General features: G+C 59.0%; 19 protein-coding genes. 4 read left to right on the top strand and 15 right to left on the bottom strand.

The genetic code is table 11. The features are described 5' to 3' along the window. Window position 1: 1 nt before the first annotated feature. The 4 genes from ABIT76_11800 to ABIT76_11785 are packed head-to-tail and all read right to left on the bottom strand — an operon-like array spanning window position 2 to window position 1,753. Window positions 2-484, bottom strand: a complete 483-nt coding sequence (locus ABIT76_11800; GenBank protein MEO7933831.1) for a MogA/MoaB family molybdenum cofactor biosynthesis protein — start codon at window positions 482-484, stop codon at window positions 2-4. Then, window positions 481-942, bottom strand: coding sequence for a cyclic pyranopterin monophosphate synthase MoaC (gene moaC, locus ABIT76_11795; GenBank protein ID MEO7933830.1), 462 nt, complete (start codon window positions 940-942; stop codon window positions 481-483). Before moaC ends, ABIT76_11800 begins: the two co-directional genes overlap by 4 nt. 21 nt (window positions 943-963) lie before the next feature. Then, window positions 964-1,290: a thioredoxin gene (gene trxA / locus ABIT76_11790; GenBank protein MEO7933829.1), complete on the bottom strand. Its 327-nt coding sequence runs from the start codon at window positions 1,288-1,290 to the stop codon at window positions 964-966. 4 nt (window positions 1,291-1,294) lie between these two features. Beyond that, window positions 1,295-1,753 (bottom strand): hypothetical protein, encoded by a 459-nt coding sequence (locus ABIT76_11785; GenBank protein MEO7933828.1) that lies wholly within the window; start codon window positions 1,751-1,753, stop codon window positions 1,295-1,297. Here ABIT76_11785 and ABIT76_11780 point away from each other — a divergent pair. The 3 genes from ABIT76_11780 to ABIT76_11770 all read left to right on the top strand — a co-directional run bounded on the left by ABIT76_11780 (window position 1,740) and on the right by ABIT76_11770 (window position 4,705). Then, a complete protein-coding gene (locus ABIT76_11780) occupies window positions 1,740-2,234 on the top strand; it encodes a hypothetical protein (protein MEO7933827.1) in 495 nt (164 codons plus the stop codon). The two genes, ABIT76_11785 and ABIT76_11780, sit on opposite strands and share 14 nt — an antisense overlap. A gap of 402 nt (window positions 2,235-2,636) precedes the next feature. Further along, window positions 2,637-3,584 (top strand): GDP-mannose 4,6-dehydratase, encoded by a 948-nt coding sequence (locus tag ABIT76_11775; GenBank protein ID MEO7933826.1) that lies wholly within the window; start codon window positions 2,637-2,639, stop codon window positions 3,582-3,584. Then, window positions 3,581-4,705: a M20 family metallopeptidase gene (locus tag ABIT76_11770; protein ID MEO7933825.1), complete on the top strand. Its 1,125-nt coding sequence runs from the start codon at window positions 3,581-3,583 to the stop codon at window positions 4,703-4,705. Before ABIT76_11775 ends, ABIT76_11770 begins: the two co-directional genes overlap by 4 nt. Before the next feature lie 76 nt (window positions 4,706-4,781). Here ABIT76_11770 and ABIT76_11765 read toward each other — a convergent pair whose 3' ends face one another. From ABIT76_11765 to ABIT76_11730, 8 genes are all read right to left on the bottom strand, one after another. Continuing rightward, a complete protein-coding gene (locus ABIT76_11765) occupies window positions 4,782-5,375 on the bottom strand; it encodes a riboflavin synthase (GenBank protein MEO7933824.1) in 594 nt (197 codons plus the stop codon). A 67-nt stretch (window positions 5,376-5,442) separates the two neighbouring features. Then, complete coding sequence (locus tag ABIT76_11760) at window positions 5,443-6,726, bottom strand: sodium:proton antiporter (GenBank protein ID MEO7933823.1); 1,284 nt, start codon at window positions 6,724-6,726, stop codon at window positions 5,443-5,445. Between the two features lie 12 nt (window positions 6,727-6,738). Continuing rightward, a complete protein-coding gene (locus tag ABIT76_11755; GenBank protein MEO7933822.1) occupies window positions 6,739-6,984 on the bottom strand; it encodes a MoaD/ThiS family protein in 246 nt (81 codons plus the stop codon). Next, a complete protein-coding gene (gene hpt / locus ABIT76_11750) occupies window positions 6,981-7,520 on the bottom strand; it encodes a hypoxanthine phosphoribosyltransferase (protein ID MEO7933821.1) in 540 nt (179 codons plus the stop codon). Before hpt ends, ABIT76_11755 begins: the two co-directional genes overlap by 4 nt. A gap of 387 nt (window positions 7,521-7,907) precedes the next feature. Beyond that, entirely contained in the window at window positions 7,908-8,510 is a 603-nt protein-coding gene (locus ABIT76_11745; GenBank protein MEO7933820.1) for a DNA-3-methyladenine glycosylase, read from the bottom strand. Beyond that, complete coding sequence (locus ABIT76_11740) at window positions 8,491-8,688, bottom strand: hypothetical protein (protein ID MEO7933819.1); 198 nt, start codon at window positions 8,686-8,688, stop codon at window positions 8,491-8,493. The genes ABIT76_11745 and ABIT76_11740 overlap by 20 nt, the downstream gene beginning before the upstream one ends. Further along, a complete protein-coding gene (locus ABIT76_11735; protein ID MEO7933818.1) occupies window positions 8,685-9,437 on the bottom strand; it encodes a Nif3-like dinuclear metal center hexameric protein in 753 nt (250 codons plus the stop codon). Before ABIT76_11735 ends, ABIT76_11740 begins: the two co-directional genes overlap by 4 nt. A 50-nt stretch (window positions 9,438-9,487) precedes the next feature. Then, window positions 9,488-10,288 (bottom strand): hypothetical protein, encoded by an 801-nt coding sequence (locus ABIT76_11730; protein MEO7933817.1) that lies wholly within the window; start codon window positions 10,286-10,288, stop codon window positions 9,488-9,490. 160 nt (window positions 10,289-10,448) lie between these two features. Here ABIT76_11730 and ABIT76_11725 point away from each other — a divergent pair, with 160 nt between their 5' ends. Continuing rightward, complete coding sequence (locus ABIT76_11725; GenBank protein ID MEO7933816.1) at window positions 10,449-12,092, top strand: hypothetical protein; 1,644 nt, start codon at window positions 10,449-10,451, stop codon at window positions 12,090-12,092. Between the two features lie 239 nt (window positions 12,093-12,331). Here ABIT76_11725 and htpG read toward each other — a convergent pair whose 3' ends face one another. The 3 genes from htpG to acs all read right to left on the bottom strand — a co-directional run bounded on the left by htpG (window position 12,332) and on the right by acs (window position 19,775). Continuing rightward, window positions 12,332-14,191, bottom strand: a complete 1,860-nt coding sequence (gene htpG, locus ABIT76_11720; protein MEO7933815.1) for a molecular chaperone HtpG — start codon at window positions 14,189-14,191, stop codon at window positions 12,332-12,334. A 142-nt stretch (window positions 14,192-14,333) separates the two neighbouring features. Next, complete coding sequence (locus ABIT76_11715; protein ID MEO7933814.1) at window positions 14,334-17,501, bottom strand: vitamin B12-dependent ribonucleotide reductase; 3,168 nt, start codon at window positions 17,499-17,501, stop codon at window positions 14,334-14,336. Between the two features lie 327 nt (window positions 17,502-17,828). Continuing rightward, window positions 17,829-19,775: an acetate--CoA ligase gene (gene acs, locus ABIT76_11710; protein MEO7933813.1), complete on the bottom strand. Its 1,947-nt coding sequence runs from the start codon at window positions 19,773-19,775 to the stop codon at window positions 17,829-17,831. Between the last annotated feature and the right edge of the window lie 81 nt (window positions 19,776-19,856).

Genomic DNA, 19,856 nt, shown 5'->3' with positions numbered 1-19,856 from the left:
TTTAGCAGCTCGTCGGAATGCGGGCGGCGATTTCCACCGCATGGGGAATCGTCCCGGAGACGAAGCTGAGACATTCGACCGCGCCGCTGGGTTTGCCGGGAAGCGCGATGACGAGCGATTTGCCGACGATGGCAGCCATGGCGCGGGAAAGAATGGCGTTCGGCGTGATCTTCATCGACTCGGCGCGCATGATTTCTCCAAAACCGGGGAGTTCGACTCGCATGACGCTGCGGATGGCCTCGGGCGTAACATCGCGCAGGGCGACACCCGTGCCGCCGGTGGTGAGAATGAGCTGGCAGCCCTGGACTTCAAGCGATTCGACGGCGCAAGCGATGGCATCAATCTCATCGGGAACAAGCACGTCTGCGGCCACGGTCCAACCGTAGTTCTTGCAAGCTTCGGCCAGTGCGGGGCCGCCCCTGTCTTCGTAAACGCCGATGGAAGCGCGGTCGGAGACGGTGATGATGCCAACTTGAGGATTCATAGAGGTGTTTTCGTTTTCGAGACGAGTTGGATTCCGTTGATGGACATGGATTTGTCCACGGCTTTGCACATGTCGTAAATGGTCAGCGCAGCCACGGAAACGCCAGTGAGCGCCTCCATTTCGATGCCGGTTTTCGCCGTGGTGCGGACGGTGCAGCGAATGGTGAGCCCATTGGAACTCCACTCAAAATCGACGCTGGCCGCATCAATCGGCAGGGTGTGGCAGAGTGGAATGAGACTCGCCGTGTTTTTGACCGCCTGAATCGCGGCGACGCGAGCCACCGCGAGGACGTTTCCCTTGGCAATCGCATCCGACTGGATCAGCCGGATGACTTCGGACGACAAGGTGATCTCCCCGCTGGCGACCGCCTCGCGCTGAATGACTGGCTTGGCTCCGACATCGACCATGCGAGCCGCGCCGGTGGCATCGACGTGAGTCAGTTGCGAACCAGCGGTCATGCCGGTGGAAAAAAGCGGGCCTTAGGCGACCGCAGCCAGCTTGTCCACCAAGGCTTTTTTGCTGGCGAGGCCGACGATTTTATCCACCACTTCGCCACCTTTGAAGATGAGCAGTGTCGGAATGGCGCGAACGCCGAACTTGCTGGAAGTCGCGGGATTGGCATCCACGTCGATCTTGGCGATCTTGATGGCGGAATTTTCCGAGGCGATCTCGTCAAGAATCGGGGCGATCATTTTGCAGGGTCCACACCATTCGGCCCAGAAATCGACGAGCACGGGGCTGTCGGATTTCAGAACGTCGGAATCGAAGGAAGAGTCGGTGACGGTGACGATATTTGCGCTGGCCATAAGATTAGATGAGAAAGATCCAAAGCTGGATCAGGAATGCGATGAGCGCAAAGACGAATGCGCCCACGCAGAGCGGCATGCTGAGGGAATCGCCCCCGCCGGTCTGGGTAACGGTGACCGGAGAAATCGCGGGTTTGATCGAACTCGTCGGATTGGTTAGCGGGACGGTTTGCTGCAAGCGCACGGTGGCTTTGGGCAAATCCTTCGCTTGCGCCGGAATCTGGATGCGGGCGGTTTCCTTTTTCGGGCTGGGTTTCATCGTTACCGGAGCCACTTCAGACGTGGCTTTCGGAGCGGAAACATTCGCAGGCACGGCTGGCTTGGCGATCGGTGCTGCTGGCGCGAGAGGAGGAACACCTGCCGTCGGCAGGGTCGGTGCGGAAGGAGGTGGAACGCCCACGCCGGGAGCGGCGGGAGGCATGCCGGGTTTGCCGAGGCTCGACGGCGGAATGAGCGGAGTCACAGGCGCGCCGGGAGCGGTTGGGCGGATGCCACCGGGCAATCCGGGAGCCGTCGGAGGAGTTCCACCAGCCACAGGCGGCATAGGACGAGCCATCGGAGGCATCGCCGCTGGTGCGCTGGGCGTCGGTGATGGAGTTGAAACTCCCACTGGAGTCGTCGCAGTCGGAGCCGAGGGCGAACTGGGAGTCGCGCCAACTGGCGATACTGGAGAAACCGGACGGAAAGCGGGCACCGCGGTGGGACCAGACGAAGCTGGAGCGCTCGGAGTGGTTCCCACTGGAGGAACGGCGGCCACGGATGGCTGGCCTGTCGGCATCGGGGTAAATGCTTTGGGCGCAAAGGCCTGTGGAGCCGATGGCGTGAATGGCTGGGGCGATGTTGGCGCAGCCGGAGTTGAGGGCGTTGCTGACGGCACTGCCGAAACGCTCGGAGTCGGCGAGGCGCTCGGGATAGACGGCACTGGATTCACCGGACGCGGCTGAAAAGCAGGCGACGGCGGCAAAGTCGTTGGCAGGCCCGCTTGGGGGATCACCGGGTTTTGCGACGCGGTATTTCCGACCGGGGGAAGATTGATGCGCACCGTCTCGCGCTTGACCATTGGGCCGCCGGGACCACCGCCCATCGGACGGGGTGGAAGGGTGATTCTGACTGTTTCTTTTTTAGGTTCGTCGCTCATGGGGTGCTTCTGGGGTGAAATTTATTTGCCAGACAATCCACTGCTGGCTCTCGGTGGTATCGCACCCGGCGAAATTATTGTCAATCGTCCACCGAGCCAAATTGCGAATATTTTCCGGCCACATCTTACAAATCGCCGTGAGTGCGATGGAAGTCGGCTCAGGAACGTGCTTTACCACCGAAATCTCTTCCTCCATTGTCTGTGAAATATGCGACTTCTTGTGACCGGCGGCGCCGGATTTATTGGCTCCAATCTAGTGGAACACGCCTTGCGACGCGGCGACACCGTCGGCGTCCTCGACAATTTCAACGACTACTACTCCCCCGAGGTGAAAAAGGCCAACCTCGCTGGTGTTCTCGACCAAATCAGCCTGCATCAGGTCGATCTCGGCGAACAGGCCGTGGTCAAAAAACTCGTCAAGGACGGCGGTTACGACACCATCGTTCACCTCGCGGCGCGCGCCGGCGTTCGTCCTTCGATGCAGAACCCCGAGCTGTATCTCGACACCAATATCAAGGGCACCTTTAACATGCTCGAAGCTGCTCGCGAGGCTGGGGTGAAACGCTTCATCTTCGCCTCCAGCTCGTCGGTTTACGGCGCGTCGCAAGTCGTCCCCTTTTCGGAGGAACAACGCCTCAGCATGACCCTTTCCCCCTACGCGGCGACCAAATTGGCCGGGGAAACGATCTGCTCGAACTACGCCTACCTCTACGGCATCCGCATCGTTTGCCTGCGTTTCTTCACCGTTTATGGACCGCGCCAGCGTCCCGACCTCGCCATCCATCAATTCACCAAAAAGATCGACCAAGGCATCGCCATTGACCAGTTTGGCGACGGCTCGACCCAACGCGATTATACTTACATCGACGACATCGTGCAGGGCATTCAGGGGGCCATCGACTACCAGGGCGAGCTCTTCGACATCTTCAATCTCGGCGAAAGCGAGACCACGACCCTGGCCCAGCTCATTGCCAAAATCGAAGACGCCGTCGGCAAGAAAGCCCTCATCAATTACCTCCCCGAGCAGCTTGGCGACATGCCGCGCACTTTCGCCGACATCAGCAAAGCCCGGCGCCTCCTCGGTTACGCCCCCAAGACTCCGATTGCCGAGGGCATCCCGAAATTTGTCGCCTGGTATCGCAGCCAGCAGCAATGAAAATGCCCGGCTCCGTCCTCGATCTCGCCCGTGAGTTGATCCGCATTCCGAGCGTCAACCCGGCGGGCGATCCGGGCACCGATCAGATCGGGGAAAAGGCCATCGCTGACTACCTTTGCGGCTTCCTCCGTGAGGCTGGGGCCGACGTTTCCCTCGTGGAAATCCTCCCGGGACGGCCCAATGTCGTTGCCCGATTTCACTCCAACTCGACTGCAAAGAAACCACGTCTCGCCTTCGCGCCGCACACGGATACGGTCGGCGTGAGTGGAATGGAAGTCGCCCCTTTTGGCGGCGAGGTGCGCGATGGACGACTCTACGGACGCGGCGCTTGCGACACCAAGGGTCCGATGGCCGCGCAACTTTGGGCGCTCTGGCAGATGCGCCACCAGCTCGCCGATCTCTCGCACGAAATCATTTTCCTCGGCCTGATGGATGAAGAGGCGGGCCAGGCCGGTTCCATCGCAGCGGCAGCGGACGACCTCGCGGATTTTGTGATCGTCGCCGAGCCGACTTCCATGGAAATCGTCCACACCCACAAGGGCAGCATCTGGCTCGAGGTCGCCACGCACGGTCTGGCGGCGCACAGCTCGCGGCCCGAGTTGGGGAAGAATGCGATCTACGACATGGCCCGCGTCGTGCGCTGCATCGAGGAACGCCTCGCGCCCCGGCTCGCAGACGAGTTCCATCCGATTCTCGGCTCTCCGACGATCAGCGCCGGGGTGATTCGCGGCGGACAAAAGATCAACGTCGTGCCCGACAACTGCCAGCTCGAGGTCGATGTGCGGACCATCCCCGGCATGGAAAATTTCCTCGCCCAGCTGACGCAGGAGATCCAACTCGTTTGTCCCACAGCCACGGTGACCGTCAGCAAACAATCCCCTGCCCTGCACACCGAAACCGGCCATCCGCTCATCGCGAATTTAATGGAACTCGGCTCAAAACCCGTCGGTGCCCCGTGGTTTTGTGACGCGGCGATGTTTGCAGCGGCGGGCATCCCGTCGATAGCGATGGGACCCGGCTCGATATCGCAAGCCCACACGGCGGACGAATGGATCGAAGTCGCCGAACTGGAGCGCGGCGCAGAGTTTTTTGCTCGCTTTTTGCAATCACTCCAAGGCTGACGCCAATACTTAGTCCCCTGACGCCAATACTTAGTCCTCTGACGCCAATACTTAGTCCCTTGACGCCGCTATTTAGTCAGCCTTCGCGGCGGATCAACATGCGCTCAACGTATTTGGCGAGAATGTCGAATTCCAGATTCACCGTTTCGCCGCTTTGCAGGTGGCGCAGGTTGGTGTTTTCAAAGGTGAAGGGGATGATCCAGCAGACGAGGCTCGATTCACCCGCTTCGGCGACGGTGAGGCTGACGCCGTTGACGCAGATACTTCCCTTGAAGGCGATGTAATGGCTGAAGTCGGGCGGAAACAGGATTTCGAGCCGGTGATCGGCCCCTTGTTGCTCAAAGGAAGCGACGGTGCCGACGCAATCGACGTGGCCTTGGACGAGGTGTCCGTCGATGCGGCTGCTGGCCCGCATGGCGCGTTCGACGTTGACGTGGGAGCCGGGTTTGACGTCGCGCAGGTTGCTGCGGCTGAGGGTTTCTTCGAGGAGTTCGAATCCGATCTGGTCGTCGCGATGCGAGGTGACGGTGAGGCAGACGCCGTTGATGGCGACGCTGTCGCCGCGTTTGACGCGTTTGCCGTAGCGGCTGGTGAGGAGGAGCTGGGTGCTCTTGGCGGTGCGACGCAACCATTGCACCTGGGCGATTTCTTCGACGATTCCGGTAAACATTTGGGAGAATAGAGAGGGCTGACGGAAAGTCAGGTTTCCATCGGGAGGGAGAATTACAATCAGGAAATCAGAAAAGGTGGAAGCGTGAGAAAAAAAGCAGGCCGATTAAAAAGTAGATCGGGAGCAGGATCGGCAGGGCGAACTTCAGGAAGTAGCCGACGAATCCGGGCGTCTCGACCTGGGCGCGGTCGGCGATGGATTTCACCATGAAATTGGGGCCGTTGCCGATGTAGGTGATGGCTCCAAAGAAGACGGAGCCGAGTGAGATGGCGATCAGATCGTGCGTGCGCGTGGCCAGAAACGTCTCCATGTGGGCGGGGTTGTCGAGGCTGAGGCCTTGCAAACCGAAGGCGGCGGCGAGGAAGGTTAGGTAGGTCGGGGCGTTGTCGAGCAGGCCGGAGAGGATGCCGCTGAACCAGTAGAATTGCATCGGCTGGCTAACTCCGAGGGACGCGGCATGGGTTTCCAAAAGGTCGAGCGCAGGAACCATCGTGGCGAAGATGCCGGCGAAGAGCCAGGCGACTTCCTGGATCGGGAGAAAGGAGAAATCGTTGATGCGATGGACGTGTCGTCGGGTGGAAAAATACGAACCGAGCGCGGCGGCGATCATGAGGATTTCGCGCCAGGGCGTGGGGCAAAAAACGCCGCCGAGGATGACGCCGAGGAAGAGGAGGTTATGGAGTCCGTCGAATTTCCACGACTCGTGGGCGGTTTCCTGGTCGCGGACGGTCTGCGGCGCGCGGCGGAAGTTTCTCCGGTCGAGGACGTGGAAAACGGCGAGGAGGAGTCCCATGGTTATCAGCCAGGCGGGCCAGCAATGCTCGATGACCCATCCGAATGGAACTCCCTTCAAAAATCCGAGGAACAGCGGCGGATCGCCAATCGGGGTGAGCCCGCCCCCGACGTTGCTGACGATGAAAATGAAGAAGACGATGTGAAAAGCGGTGATGCGATAGCGGTTCATCCGAATCCAAGGCCGAATGAGGAGCATGGACGCGCCGGTGGTGCCGATGATGCTGGCGAGGACGCCGCCGATGGCGAGAAAAAGGACGTTTACCCGTGGCGTGGCCTCGCCTTTGACTTGGATATGAATGCCACCCGAGACGACGAACAGGCTGCCGATGAGCGCGATAAAACTGACGTATTCCAGCGCCACATGGGCCATGCGCTCCGGGTGATGCAGGGCGAAAACGTAGTAGCCAGCCGTGATGAGTCCAAGACCGACCGCGATCTTCGGGTAGTGACTTTCCCACCAATGCCGGTGAACGAACGGCATGGCGGCGATGCAGAAAAGCAGGAGCGCAAACGGCAGAATCATCGCCGGATGTGGCTGGAGTGTGGCAGCAATCATTGGGGAAAAAAATCAGCCGCCCTGGACGGGTGGCATCACACTAAGGAGATCGTTTGCCTGCAAAATCTGGTCGTGCGGGGCAAATTCGACTCCGACGGCGAGGAGGAGTTTCCCCTGCCAGTCGGCCAGTTTCGGCAGATCGCGCTCCAACTCGGCCAAGGCCGCTCCGACGGTGGTGCCGGGTGCCACTTCGCGTTCGAGCACGGCTGAACCGCCAATCTCCCGCAGCCGCGAAAAGAATTGAATTCGAATGGTCACAGACCGGCGACTTCGTTTCGGAGGACGCCGATGAACGGGAGGTTGCGGTATTTCTCCTGGAAATCGAGACCGTAGCCGACGACGAATTCATTCGGAATGTCGAACCCGACGTAATCCGCCTCGATGGGACGGTCAGCGCCAGTGTTTTTGCGAAGCAGGACGCAGATCTTCGTGCTGAGGGTGTGCGTTTCGCGGAAGATTTTTTCCCGGAGGCAGCTCAAAGTCAGCCCGGTGTCGAGGATGTCGTCGATGATGAGAACATGGCGGCCCTCCAGGTCGGGCATGGCGGCCTGGAAGGTAACTTGGCCACTCGTGGACGTGCCGCCGTGGTAGGACGAGACGCTGAGACAGATAATGCGCAAGGGCAGCGGGATGCGGCGCAGGAGGTCGGCGCCGAACATGAAGGCACCGCTCATCAGGCAAAGCACAGTGAGCTCGCGCCCGGCGTATTCCTCGGTGAGGGTGGCCGCCATTTCATCGAGCCGCGCGAAAATGGTGGAGGTGTGAAGGAGGACTTTGGAGAGATCTTCTTGCATAATAAGGAATGCCAGGGCCGTGGCACTGCGCAAGATGGCGGAGTTTGTCAGGAAAGAACAACCCCATTTTGGAAAAAAAAGAGGGCCCCATTTTTCTTTTCACGCGATGGTTAGGTGAAAGATTTGGAATTAAGTGTTGTCAGTCCCACTGGCAGCCCCTAAATCTGTCACCGAGCTACCCGCTCAAGAAAGGAGGGAAATAACTATGAAAACTATCAAAATTCTCGCAATCGTTGCTATCGCAGCGAGCGCACTCAGCCTAGGCGCGTGTGCACACAAGAAGGAAACGATGAGCACCACCGGCGCATCGACGACCGGTATGTCCAAGTAAATCGTTACCACTGATTTCGCCGGGGCAATCTCTTTACGGGGATTGCCCCGGTCTTTTTATGGGGTGATGCCGGACTTCACCTTCACACTCAGAAACGGCGAGCCGCGCTCGACAAAGCGCCAGGGGAAATGCGCAGCCTTCGTGATGCCGACTCGAACGTCTGATTCGACTTCCATCGCACTCTGCGACGAGTAAAAGGCGTGACTCGGATCACTGCAAAGATCGAACCCGTGCTCGGCGCGCCCGATCCCGAAGGCGACCGTCAGTTTTCCCGGCCCGGAGCAAAGCTGGCGCACCGGCTCCAGCTTGCGGCGCTCGCGCATTTTCTCGATTCCCTGCGTCGGCTCGATCGCGCGGATGAGCACGAAGCCATTCCCCTGCCCGCCTTTGATGAGAACATTCAGCAGCCAGTGAATGCCGTAATTTTGGTAAACGTAAGCCGCTCCCGGTGGTTGCTCCGCGATGAATTTCCGCGCCGACTGACGCGCAAACGTGTGGCACGCCTCGTCGCCAAATTCCGCATACGCCTCCGTCTCGACGATTCGGCCGCGGCACTCGTCCCAGACCAGTTCGCAGCCGATCATTTCGCGTGCGCAGACCAGCGGATCGCGCTGAAAAAACGCCCGCGGCAACGGCGCGCTATCGGCTGGGAACTTCATCCAGCGATTCCATGGAGCGTCCACCCTCGTTTGGCGGCGGGCCTTTTTTGCCATACATCCGCTCGTCGGAGCCCTGTTGCGGATGCATCCAGCCCGAGTAAAAGAAATCGCGCGACTCCGGGTCGGTCTCGCAACCAGCCAGCAAGAGTGCAATGAGACTGAGAACGAGAAATTTCACAGGCCGGTCGGGTGATCGATGAATTGCCACGGGAGATCGAAGGTCACCGCGACATGCCGGGCGAGCGCCTTCACGCCAAAGGTCTCGGTCGCATAATGACCGCCGTAGAAAAGATTCAGACCCAGCTCTTCGGCCATCCCGTAACTGTGATGCGGCCCCTCTCCGGTGATAAACGTGTCGAGTCCGGCGGCAGCCGCGCGGGCGATTTCGGCTCCCGCGCCGCCGGTCACAATCCCGACTTCCCGGACGATGGCGGGTCCGCCGGGAGCGAGGTGCGGGCGGGTTCCAAGCGTTTCTTCGAGGAGAACGATGAGTTCGTCGCGATGCATCTCGCAGACGCCGCGAATGCCGATGAGCTGCCCTTTTTCAGGAAAGAATGGCGCGAGCTGAGTCAGCCCGAGGCGGGTTGCGAGCTGAATGTTATTCCCCAGAGTCGGATGCAAGTCGAGCGGCAGGTGGGAGCTGTAAATGGCGAGATTCGCGTCCATGGCCGCCTTAAATTTCCGGTAGAGCGCGCCCCGCACCGGCTGCGCTCCCGCCCAGAAAAGCCCGTGATGCACCAGCAGGCAATCGACTCCCATTCCGATGGCTTTTTCGATCACCGGCAGCGTGGCATCCACCGCCGCGCCAATCCGATTCACACTCCCGTCGTTCTCGAGTTGCAATCCATTCAACGCGCCCGACCAGTCGGCAATTTCGCCGGTGCGCAACTCGGCGTCGAGGTGGTGAACTAGGGAGTCGAGTTGCATCGCTCTCCACAAATAACGACGGACCCGCGCCGACGCCACGGATTATTTTCTCAGACGCCCGCCGTTTTCCGCTCCGCAGGCTGGCGCACGGCTTTGGTCTCGAAAAGATCGTCCAGCTCTCTTGGCGGCGGCGTGTTTTTCCCCTGAAGATGGAAGGTCAAAGTGTGGCTCGCGCTCCGGGTGTGGTTGGCGAGGTAAATTAGCAAGGCCCGCAGAAACATTACCATGCCGACCATTTCCATCGTCTCCTCGAGGGTGGAATAGAGCCCCTTTATGAAGCCGGCCATCGGGTGATTGTCGAAGGGGTTGCCGAGAATCTCCACGCCGACCGCGCCCGACACGTAGATCACGCCCGAGAGGCAAAACTGGATCTTCGTTTCCGTGGGCAGCCGCAGGTAGAAGCGAATGAAATAGAGCCCGAAACAAATCAGCAAAACCGCGTAAGGCAGCACCCAGAGCGGCCCCTCGTGGTGATGAATCTTGTGCCCGAGAAAATGCGAGACCACGCCGTCCAGCCGCTCGTGGATGCTGATCAATTCATCGAGCGCGAGATAGACAAAGACCCCGCCCATCGCCCGCCAATAGCGGCTCTCGGAACTGCGGTCGGCGGCGGCGATTTTCCCGATGTGAAACAGGGTAAAGGCGCACAGAAGAATGCCGAACGTCGAGTAAAGGCTCGGCAAATTAAACTCCACATCCATGTCGAAGAGCGGCACGAAACCCAGCGCCGTCTTGTAGCCATCGACATATTCGAGAAAGACCACGATCAAATCTGCGATCACCAAAAAGGCAATGAAGGCGAGTAGACTTTTGGCGACTCCATTGGGAGTGATGTTTCTATGAAGATGCATGGATTGTTTTTGTGGGGTTTCCGTAAACATTCAGCACGCCCCGTGCCCAGAATGAATCGAATAAATCTAAACCGCGTCAGTCAGCCGCAGCTAGGTTTCCAGTCGCCGCGCAGTGACACTAAAATCCCCATCTCTCCTTACAAACCCGATCCCCTCCGATATGAACCTCACTCCCCTCTGCCGCTGGCTTGCGGTCTTTCTTTTTACCCTTCCCACTGTCGCTCCTGCCGCCGAGTGGCAATGGTCCGTCCCCGTGCCGCCGATGGCGGGGCAGACCGAGCAACCCCGTGCCTACCTCTGGATTCCGCCGAATTGCCAACGCGTGCGCGGCGTCATCTTCGGCCATAACAACATGGAGGAGGAAGGCGTGTTGGAGCATCCCACTTTCCGCAAAGCCGCCGCTGATCTGGGCTTCGCCGAGGTGTGGGTCGCACCGGGATTCGATCGCAACTTCCGGTTCGATCTCGGCGCGGGCGAGCGTTTCGACGCCATGCTCCAGGCGCTGGCCACTCAATCGGGTTACACAGAACTCACGACCGCACCGCTCGTGCCGGTCGGGCATTCCGCCGCCGCCTCCACCCCGTGGTATATCGCCGCCTGGAAGCCGGAGCGCGTGCTGGCCGGCATCTCATTCAGCGGCCAGTGGCCTTATGTTCCCGATGTAAAAGAGGCCCCTCAAGTCGCCGGACGCAGCGTGGATACCGTGCCCGGCCTCGTCACCGCCGGCGAATACGAGTGGGCCGATGAATCCATGTCGCGCGGTCTTAAAACCAAGGCCGACCACCCGCAGATGCCGCTCAGCGGACTCGGCTGCCCGGCGGACGGCCACTTTGCCGCCACCGACGAGAAGGTGGAATTTCTCGCGCTCTATCTCAGAAAAGCCGCGCAATACCGGCTGCCGCAGATTACTCCCAAAGTCGGCCCGGTGACTTTGAACGCGATCGATCCCACGAAAACCGGCTGGCTGGTGGACCGTTACCAGATCAACACAGATCCGTCCGCACCCGCCGCCCCGGTCGGCGAATACAAGGGCGACCCGGCGCAAGCCTTCTGGTATTTCGACGGCGAGATCGCCCAAGCGGCGGAAGCTTTCCAGAAAAAGCATCGCGGACAGGCAGCCTTGGTGGGTTACGTGCAAAACGGCGAAGTCGTTCCCCAACGTCCGGGCACCCACCCGCAGGTCTGGCTGAAGTTTTTGCCCGAGGCCGACGGAGTGACTTTTCATCTCACGGGCGCATTCATCGACACGGTTCCTGGCGGACGCCCCACCCGCTGGACCGGCAAAAAAGAGGGCGAGATCATTGAGAAACCCGCGGGCAATCCGCCCGTGGAAATCCGTCGGATCACCGGCCCCGTGCGTCAGATTTCCGCCGATACCTGGATACTGGATTTGAATCGCAGTTCCCTCCTCGGCGACCGCCGTGGGAACGACGCCTGGTTCGTGGCCACCTGGCCGGGGGATGCGAAGTTTAAGCGTCCCGTGCAGCAATCCACCCTGCAAATTCCTGTTCGCAACGCCGACGGGCAGCCGCAGAAAATCGACTTCCATCTGCCTGCGCAAATCCACCGCACCGCCAGTGCAATCCAACTCACCGCCACCGCCGACTCCGGGTTGCCCGTGTATTATTTCGTCCGCGAAGGTCCCGCCACCATCGACGGCAATACCTTGAAACTCACCGCGCTTCCGCCGCGAGCGAAATTCCCGGTAACGATCACCGTCATCGCCTGGCAATGGGGCCGCTCGCTCGACCCGAAAGTGCAAACCGCCGAGCCCGTCGAGCAGGCGATCTCCCTCGTGCCGTAATTCAGAACCGCGGCGTGCGAATGGGGATTTTCTCGTTCCCACGTTGCACTTGGGAATGTTGATGTTTTGAAAACTAGGCTTCGCTCGTTGGTGGCGCGTCTGAAGGGGAAGCAGAGCTTCCGGGATAAATGCGTTCCCAAGTGCAACTTGGGAACGAGGACGGGAGAATCTAGCGGCGGTCTGTGACCGCTTGACCAATGGCGCGAGGAACGGCGGTCATAGACCGCCGCTACAACGGGTTAGGCGAGGAGTTTTTCCATGAGGTCGTTCATGCGTTTTAGCATGGCTCTGGGGTCTTCCAACATGCCGGCGGCGGCCAGGGAGCTGTCGAAGATTTGCTCGGCGACTTTGGCGGCGAGGTCGGCGTCTTTGGCGCGCATGGCTTCGAGGCGGACGATGACGGGGTGGCGCGGGTTGATCTCGAAGTCGGGTTTGCCGTCGGGCATGTCCATGCCACCGGGGTTCATTTGTTTCATCATGCGGCGCATGGAGCTGGTGAGCATTTTGTCGCTTTCGAGGGCGACGGCGGGGCTGTCGGCGAGGCGTTTGGAGACGCGGACTTCGTTGACGCGGTCGGCTCCGAGGGTTTCCTGGAAGAAGGTGGCGAGGCCGGTGGCGGCGTCGGCGCTAAGGGCGTCGGCGGTGGAGTCGGGTTCCACTTCGATCTGGGCTTTCTCGGCGGGTTTGAGGTCTTTGCCGTCGAAGTTGCGGAGGTGGTCCATGACGAATTCGTCCCAGGGGTCGGCGAGGAAGAGGCATTCGTAGCCCTTGGCCTTGAGGCCCTCGTAGTAGGGGCTGGTCTCGGCGTTTTCGCGGTTCGGGGCGAGGACGTAGTAGATCTCGGTCTGGCCGTCTTTCATGCGGCTGACGTAGTCGGCGAGGGAGGTGACTTTCCCCTTTTGGGTGAAGCTGCTTTCGAAGCGGAGGAGCTTGGAGAGTGGCTCGCGGTGGGCGTAGTCGTTGACGGCGCCTTCCTTGATGCAGTTGCCAAATTCGGCAAAAAATTTGGCGTATTTTTCGGGGTCGTTGGTGGCTTCTTCGCCGAGGAATTTAAGGAACCGTCCGGTGATGACTTTGTTGAGTTTTTGCATCAACGACGAGTCCTGCATGGTCTCGCGGGAGATGTTGAGCGGGAGGTCTTCGCTATCGACGACGCCTTTCAGGAAGCGCAGCCATTCGGGGAAAAGGGACTTGGCTTTGGGCGTGATGAGGACGCGCTTCGAGTAAAGGCTGACGTCGGACTCGGCGCGGGTCATGGTGATTTTTTCCATGTTGCGCTCGGGGACGAAGAGGAGCGACTGGATCGAAATCGGGGCGTCGGCGTTGAAGTGGAGCCGGTAAAGCGGGTCGGTGGATTCGTGCGAGATGAAGTGGAAAAATTCCTTGTATTCCTCGTCGGTGATTTCGCTTTTGCTACGGCTCCAGATGGCTTTGACGGTGTTGACTTTGTCGCCGTTGAGTTCGATCGGGGCGCTGACGAAGTTGGAGTAGCGTTTGATGACGCTCTCGATGGTGTATTTGGTGGCGAATTGTTTTTCGTCTTCTTTGAGGTGGACGACGATTTTGGTGCCGCGCGGGAGGTCGTCGGCAGGTTCGAGGTCGTAGCCGCCTTTGCCGTCGGAGGTCCAGCACCAGCCCTGGGCGTTGTCGCCTTCGGTTTCGTAGGAGCGGGAGTAAACGGAGACTTTGTCGGCGACCATGAAGGCGGCGTAGAAGCCGACGCCAAACTGTCCGATGAGGCTGGTGTCGCCTTTGTTTTCGGTGAGTTGTTTTAAGAATGCCTTGGAACCCGAATGCGCGATGGTGCCGAGGTTTTCGATGAGTTCATCGTGGGTCATGCCGAGGCCGGTGTCGGTGAAGGCGATGGTGTGCGCGGTGTCGTCGGTGGCGATGGAGATTTTGGTTTCCAGATCGGGTTGGAAGACGGATTTGCCGGAAGTCTGGAGGAATTTGAGCTTCTCGATGGCGTCGGCGGCGTTGGAAATGAGTTCGCGGACGAAGATTTCTTTGTCGGTGTAGAGGGAGTGAATGACGATGTCGAGGAGCTGGGAGATCTCGGCTTGGAATTCGTGGCGTTCGGGTGTGGCTGTGGTGGACATAAAATAGGGATGGTGTGGGCAAAGAATTTACGCGGGCAGGAGAGATTGCAAGGGCGTGCACGCACAATCAATCAGCAACTTAGGCACGAAATGCCGAAGCTGACGCTGCTGACGTTTTTGAGGAGCGGGATGAAGCGCGGACTTAGCTGCAGCCCTGGCTGGTGCCGCATTCGGTGCAGCAGCCGCAAGCTCCGGCACGGATGACTTTGTTGCTGCCGCAGTTGCTGCAAATGACGTCCATGAACATGTTGCCGAGAGCTTCCTTGACCCGATCTGCGTGGGTGTTGCTGCCGATAAGACTTTCCGGGGTGCCTTCGCTGTTTACGCGGTTGGTCAGGACATCCATGATTTCGCGTTCTGCCGTGCGGGACAGGCTGGCAACGGGACGATTGACGGCTTTTTTCTCCATTTCGGAGAGTTCTTTCATGGCCAGCTCGGGCTGTGTTTCACGCGGGCTGGTGGCTTCGCGGTAACCTTTGATGAACTGGCAGCCGAGCCAGCGGAAGACGTAATCGGTGATGCTGGTGGCGTTGCGAATGTCGCGATTTTTTGTGAAGCCGCTCGGTTCGTAGCGTTGGTAGGCGAATTTTTTGACGAGGCTTTCCAGCGGCACTCCGTATTGCAGGGAAAGGCTGGTGAGGGTGGCCACGGTGTCCATGAGGCCGCCAATCGTGCTGCCTTCCTTGGACATCTGGATGAAGAGTTCGCCGGGCTCGCCGTTCTCGTAAAGGCCGACGGTGATGTAACCTTCGTGACCGGCGATCTCGAACTTGTGGGTGAGCGACATGCGGGTGTCGGTGAGTCGATTGCGACTCGGCTGTCCGATCTTGGCGCGGGCTTTGGCGAGTTCGTTTTCCAAGTCGAGAATGCGCGCCTGCATTTCGTTTTTGCTGACAAGTTCGGAGTCGAGGTCGGCGAGAGCGCCTACTGAAATCGGCGCGTTGAATTCGATGCCGCCCATGTCTTTGGTTTTTTTGACGTTGAGCGGAGCGGAACGTTTCGAGCCGTCGCGGTAGATAGCGATGGCTTTGAGGCCGAGTTTCCAGCCTTCGACATAGGTGTGGACGATCTCATCAACCGTGGCGGTTTCCGGGAGGTTGACGGTTTTGCTGATTGCGCCGCTTAAGAAAGGTTGAGCCGCCGCCATCATACGCAGATGAGCCATGTAATGCAGGCTCCGAGTGCCTTTGTGTGGCTTAAAGGCGCAGTCAAAGATCGAGACGTGCTCGCTCTTCAGTCCAGATTTGATGAGGCCACCATCGTCGTCCGTCACATCCTCGATCGTGTCGTGAGCGTCGATGTGGGCAATAATGCCCGCGATCTCTTCGGGGCTGTAGCCCAGCTTCTGAAGCGCGGGAGTGACGGTCTGGTTGACGATTTTCAACATTCCACCGCCTGCGAGGAGTTTGTATTTTACGAGAGCAATGTCGGGTTCGATACCGGTCGTGTCGCAATCCATCAGAAATCCGATGGTGCCGGTGGGGGCCAGGACGGTGACCTGTGCGTTGCGATAACCGTGCCGGCGGCCTGCGCTGACCGCCTTATCCCATGTGGCGAGGGCCTCGTCTTTGAGGTAGCTGAATTCGTCGGAAACGGCGATGTCCGCGACGCTGGCGCGATGCAACTCGATCACTTCGAGCATGGGGGCGACGTTGTCCGGCGCAACCGTTTTTTCCACTCCCGTGGCTCGGGAATCCCGGTAACCCGGAAACGGTCCCATGGCTTGGGCAATGACGGCGCTCTGCTCGTAAGCATGGCCGGTCATGACGCTGGTAATGGCTCCGGCGAGAGCGCGGCCGCCATCGGAGTCGTAGCCGAGTCCGTAGCTCATGATGAGGGCACCGAGGTTGGCGTAGCCGAGGCCCAAAGTGCGGAAGATGTGGCTATTTTCGGCGATTTCCTTGGTCGGATACGAGGCGTTATCGACAATGATTTCCTGTGCGGTGATGAAGAGGCGCACGGCGTCTTTCATTCGCTCGATGTTGAAGGCGCCATCGGCCTTTTTGTATTTGACGAGATTCAGCGAGGCCAGATTGCAGGCGGTGTTATCTAGGAAGAGGTATTCGGAGCACGGGTTGGTGGAATTCTGCCGCCCGGTGCCTTTGCAAGTGTGCCATTTATGAATCGTGGTATCGAATTGCATTCCGGGGTCGCCGCAAACGTGCGTGCCCTCGGCGATGCCGCGCAGAATGGTGCGGGCGTCCTTGCGTTCACATGGCTGGCCGTCGGTCACACGCTTGGTCCACCATTCGCGGCCCTCGATGGCGGCTTGCATGAATTCGTCGCTGGCGCGGACGGTGAGGTTTTCGTTCTGATACATTACGCTCCCGTAGGCTTCGCCGTTGTAGGAACCGTCGTAGCCCTGTTCGATGAGCGCCCAAGCTTTGCGCTCTTCCTTTTGCTTGGCGGCGATGAATTCCTCAATGTCCGGATGCCAGTCCTTGAGGGTGTTCATTTTGGCTGCGCGCCGGGTTTTACCGCCAGATTTCACGGTCGCGGCGACTTGATCGTATATTTTCAGAAACGAGAGCGGGCCACTCGGTTTGCCGCCGCCGGAAAGTTTCTCCCGAGTCGAGCGGAGGGTGGAGAGGTCGCTGCCGGTGCCGCTGCCATATTTGAAGAGCATGGCTTCGCTGTGAGCCAGGCGCATGATGTCTTCCATGTTGTCAGCCACCGATTGAATGAAGCAGGCGCTGCCTTGGGGATATTCGTATTGAGTGGAGGCGCGTTCGGCCTGGCCGGTGACGTGATTGAAAAACCAGTTGCCTTGTCCCGCCTCTTTGCCGACGCCGTATTGATGATGAAGCCCGACGTTGAACCAGACGGGAGAATTGAAGGCTCCATACTGGTTGAGGGTCAGCCAGGTGAGTTCGTTGTAGAAAATTTCTGCGCTCTCGTCGTCCGCGAAATAGCCATCTTTAATCCCGCAATCGGTGATCGTGCGAGTGACGCGGTGGATGAGCTGGCGTATCGAGTTTTCGCGACCGCCCGCATAGGGATCGGTGCCGCGGGCGATGTCGCCGTAAAAATACTTGGAGACGGCGATTTTCGTGGCGAGCGCACTCCAGCTTTTCGGGACTTCGACATTTTCCTGCCTGAAGATGGTTTTACCACCGTCATCGGTGATCTCGGCTGTGCGAAATTCCCACTCAATCTCGTCAAAAGGCGAGACGCCCTCAGTGGAAAATGCCCGGCTAAATTTGAGACCCTGGCGAGGCGTCGGCGTGCGCTTCGTCGGCGCCACACTGCGACTTGGAACGGTTTCTTGGGTGGCTTCAGTGGCTTCGACGTCGGACTCTAATTGGATCATGGTAACGGTATGGGTTTGTTGTTTTGGGGAAAGGGCAAGCTTGTGAATAAGCTGGGGATAACCACTCCATATGGGGCGCTTCCCAAATTAGACCACAATATATGGATGCCAGACAAATGTTTTCGCCAGCGTCGCGCTGTCCCGATGACATCTAATCGCCCGCCATTCGGCGTTAGTGGCTGTGCCTGTGCGACTTAAAAACCGCTGGCTCCGACACGAATTATTTTCGTCCCGGCTACGCCCAATGGCGAGTAGGTAAAAAGCACAGGCAACCGTGCGCCGCGCTCACAAACAGGAGTCGCGGCCTCTTCTTCGAGCGGGAGTTCCCTATTCGCTTTTGGCGAGTTTCGCCAGGATGCTTAGATCTTCCAAAGTCGTGGTGTCGCCCGTGACCGCACCACCTCCGGCGATTTGCTTGAGGAGGCGACGCATGATTTTTCCACTGCGCGTCTTTGGCAAAGCATCGGCGAAACGAATTTCGTCCGGTTTGGCGATGGGTCCGATGACCTCGCCCACATGTTTGCGGATCAGTTCCTTGAGATGTTTGGTAGCTTCCTGGCCTTCCTTCAGTGTGACGAATGCGACCACGCCCTGGCCCTTGATCTCATCTGGGCGGCCCACCACGGCAGCTTCTGCCACGGAATGATGCGAAACAATCGCGCTTTCGACTTCGGCGGTCCCGAGTCGGTGACCCGCGACATTGAGAACGTCGTCGATGCGCCCTTCGATCCAGAAATAGCCATCCTTGTCGCGATGCGCACCGTCGCCGGTGAAATAGTAATTTTTTACTTCGGTCCAATACTGTTTTTTGTAACGCGCCTTGTCGCCGTAGATCGTGCGCAGCATGGACGGCCAGGGCTTGCGAATGACCAGTTTGCCGCCAACGTTAGGTCCGACTTCCACTCCATTGTCGTCCACAATCGCGGCATCCACGCCGAAGAATGGCAGCGTCGCCGTCCCTGGTTTCGTGGCAATCGCACCCGGCAGCGGCGTAATCATTAGAGCGCCCGTCTCCGTCTGCCACCATGTGTCCACGATAGGGCAACGCTCGCCACCGATCATCTTGTGATACCACATCCAGGCTTCCGGATTGATCGGCTCACCGACCGTTCCCAAGAGTCGAATGGAACTCAAATCACGTTTCGTCACCCATTCGTCGCCCCATTTGATGAAGCTCCGAATCGCTGTCGGTGCCGTGTAAAAAATGGTGACGCTGTATTCTTCGATGATCTTCCAGAAACGATCCTGCTCCGGCCAGTTTGGCGCACCTTCATACATCAAAACCGTCGCGCCCACCGCCAGCGGACCATAGACCATATAACTGTGACCCGTGATCCAGCCCACGTCGGCGGTGCACCAGTAAATGTCGTCGTCGCGCAGGTCGAAGGCATATTTCATCGTGCAACTCGTGCCCACCAGATACCCGCCTGTCGTGTGTAAAATCCCCTTCGGCTTCCCCGTCGATCCGCTCGTGTAAAGAATGAAAAGCGGATGCTCGCTATCGAGTGCCACCGCCGGGCAAGTGGCATCGACGTATTCCATTTCCCGATGCCACCAGACGTCGCGACCTTCCTCGATGTGAATCTCGTTATGGGCGCGACGAAAAACGATCACGCGCTTGATGACATCGAGAGTTTTCAGAGCGTCATCGACGTTTTTCTTCAGCGGAACAATCGACCCGCGCCGATAGCTGCCGTCCGCCGTGATCACCGCCGTCGCGCCGCTGTCGTTAATCCGATCCTTGATACTTTCCGCGCTAAATCCCCCGAAAACCACGCAATGCACTGCGCCGATTCGCGCACAAGCCAGCATGGCGATCGCCGCCTCGGGAATCTGGGGCAGGTAGATAATCACGCGGTCGCCTTTTTTGATGCCATTGCGCTTGAGGACGTTGGCAAATTTGCACACCTCGCGCTGGAGTTGCTGGTAAGTTAACGTCCGCTTCTCGCCCGGCTCGCCCTCCCAAATAATCGCCGCCTTGTTCTTGCGGCCATTCTCCACGTGACGATCCACGCAATTGTAAGAGGCATTCAGCTTCCCGCCGACAAACCACTTCGCAAAGGGCAGTTTCCAATCAAGCACCTTCGACCATTTTGCATCCCAGGAGATCAACTCCTTCGCCTCGCGCGCCCAGAATTTCTCCGGCTTCGAGATGGATTCGGCGTGCAACGCCTTGTATTCAGCCAGCGAACCGATTCGCGCGGCCTTGGAAAACTCTTTCGAGGGTTTGAAAACGCGATTCTCTTCGGTGTGGCCGGCGGGGGGTTTGCTCATAGGGGTGCTAACAATTCCACCAAACTTCCCTCGGAGACAATCTCCAAAATGAAAATTCCACCTTGTCAGTTAGCGGGTGGT

The sequence above is a fragment of the Chthoniobacterales bacterium genome, assembly GCA_039930045.1.
Taxonomy (GTDB): Bacteria; Verrucomicrobiota; Verrucomicrobiia; order Chthoniobacterales; family DASVRZ01; genus DASVRZ01.
This window is presented reverse-complemented; position numbering and strand designations above follow the sequence as displayed.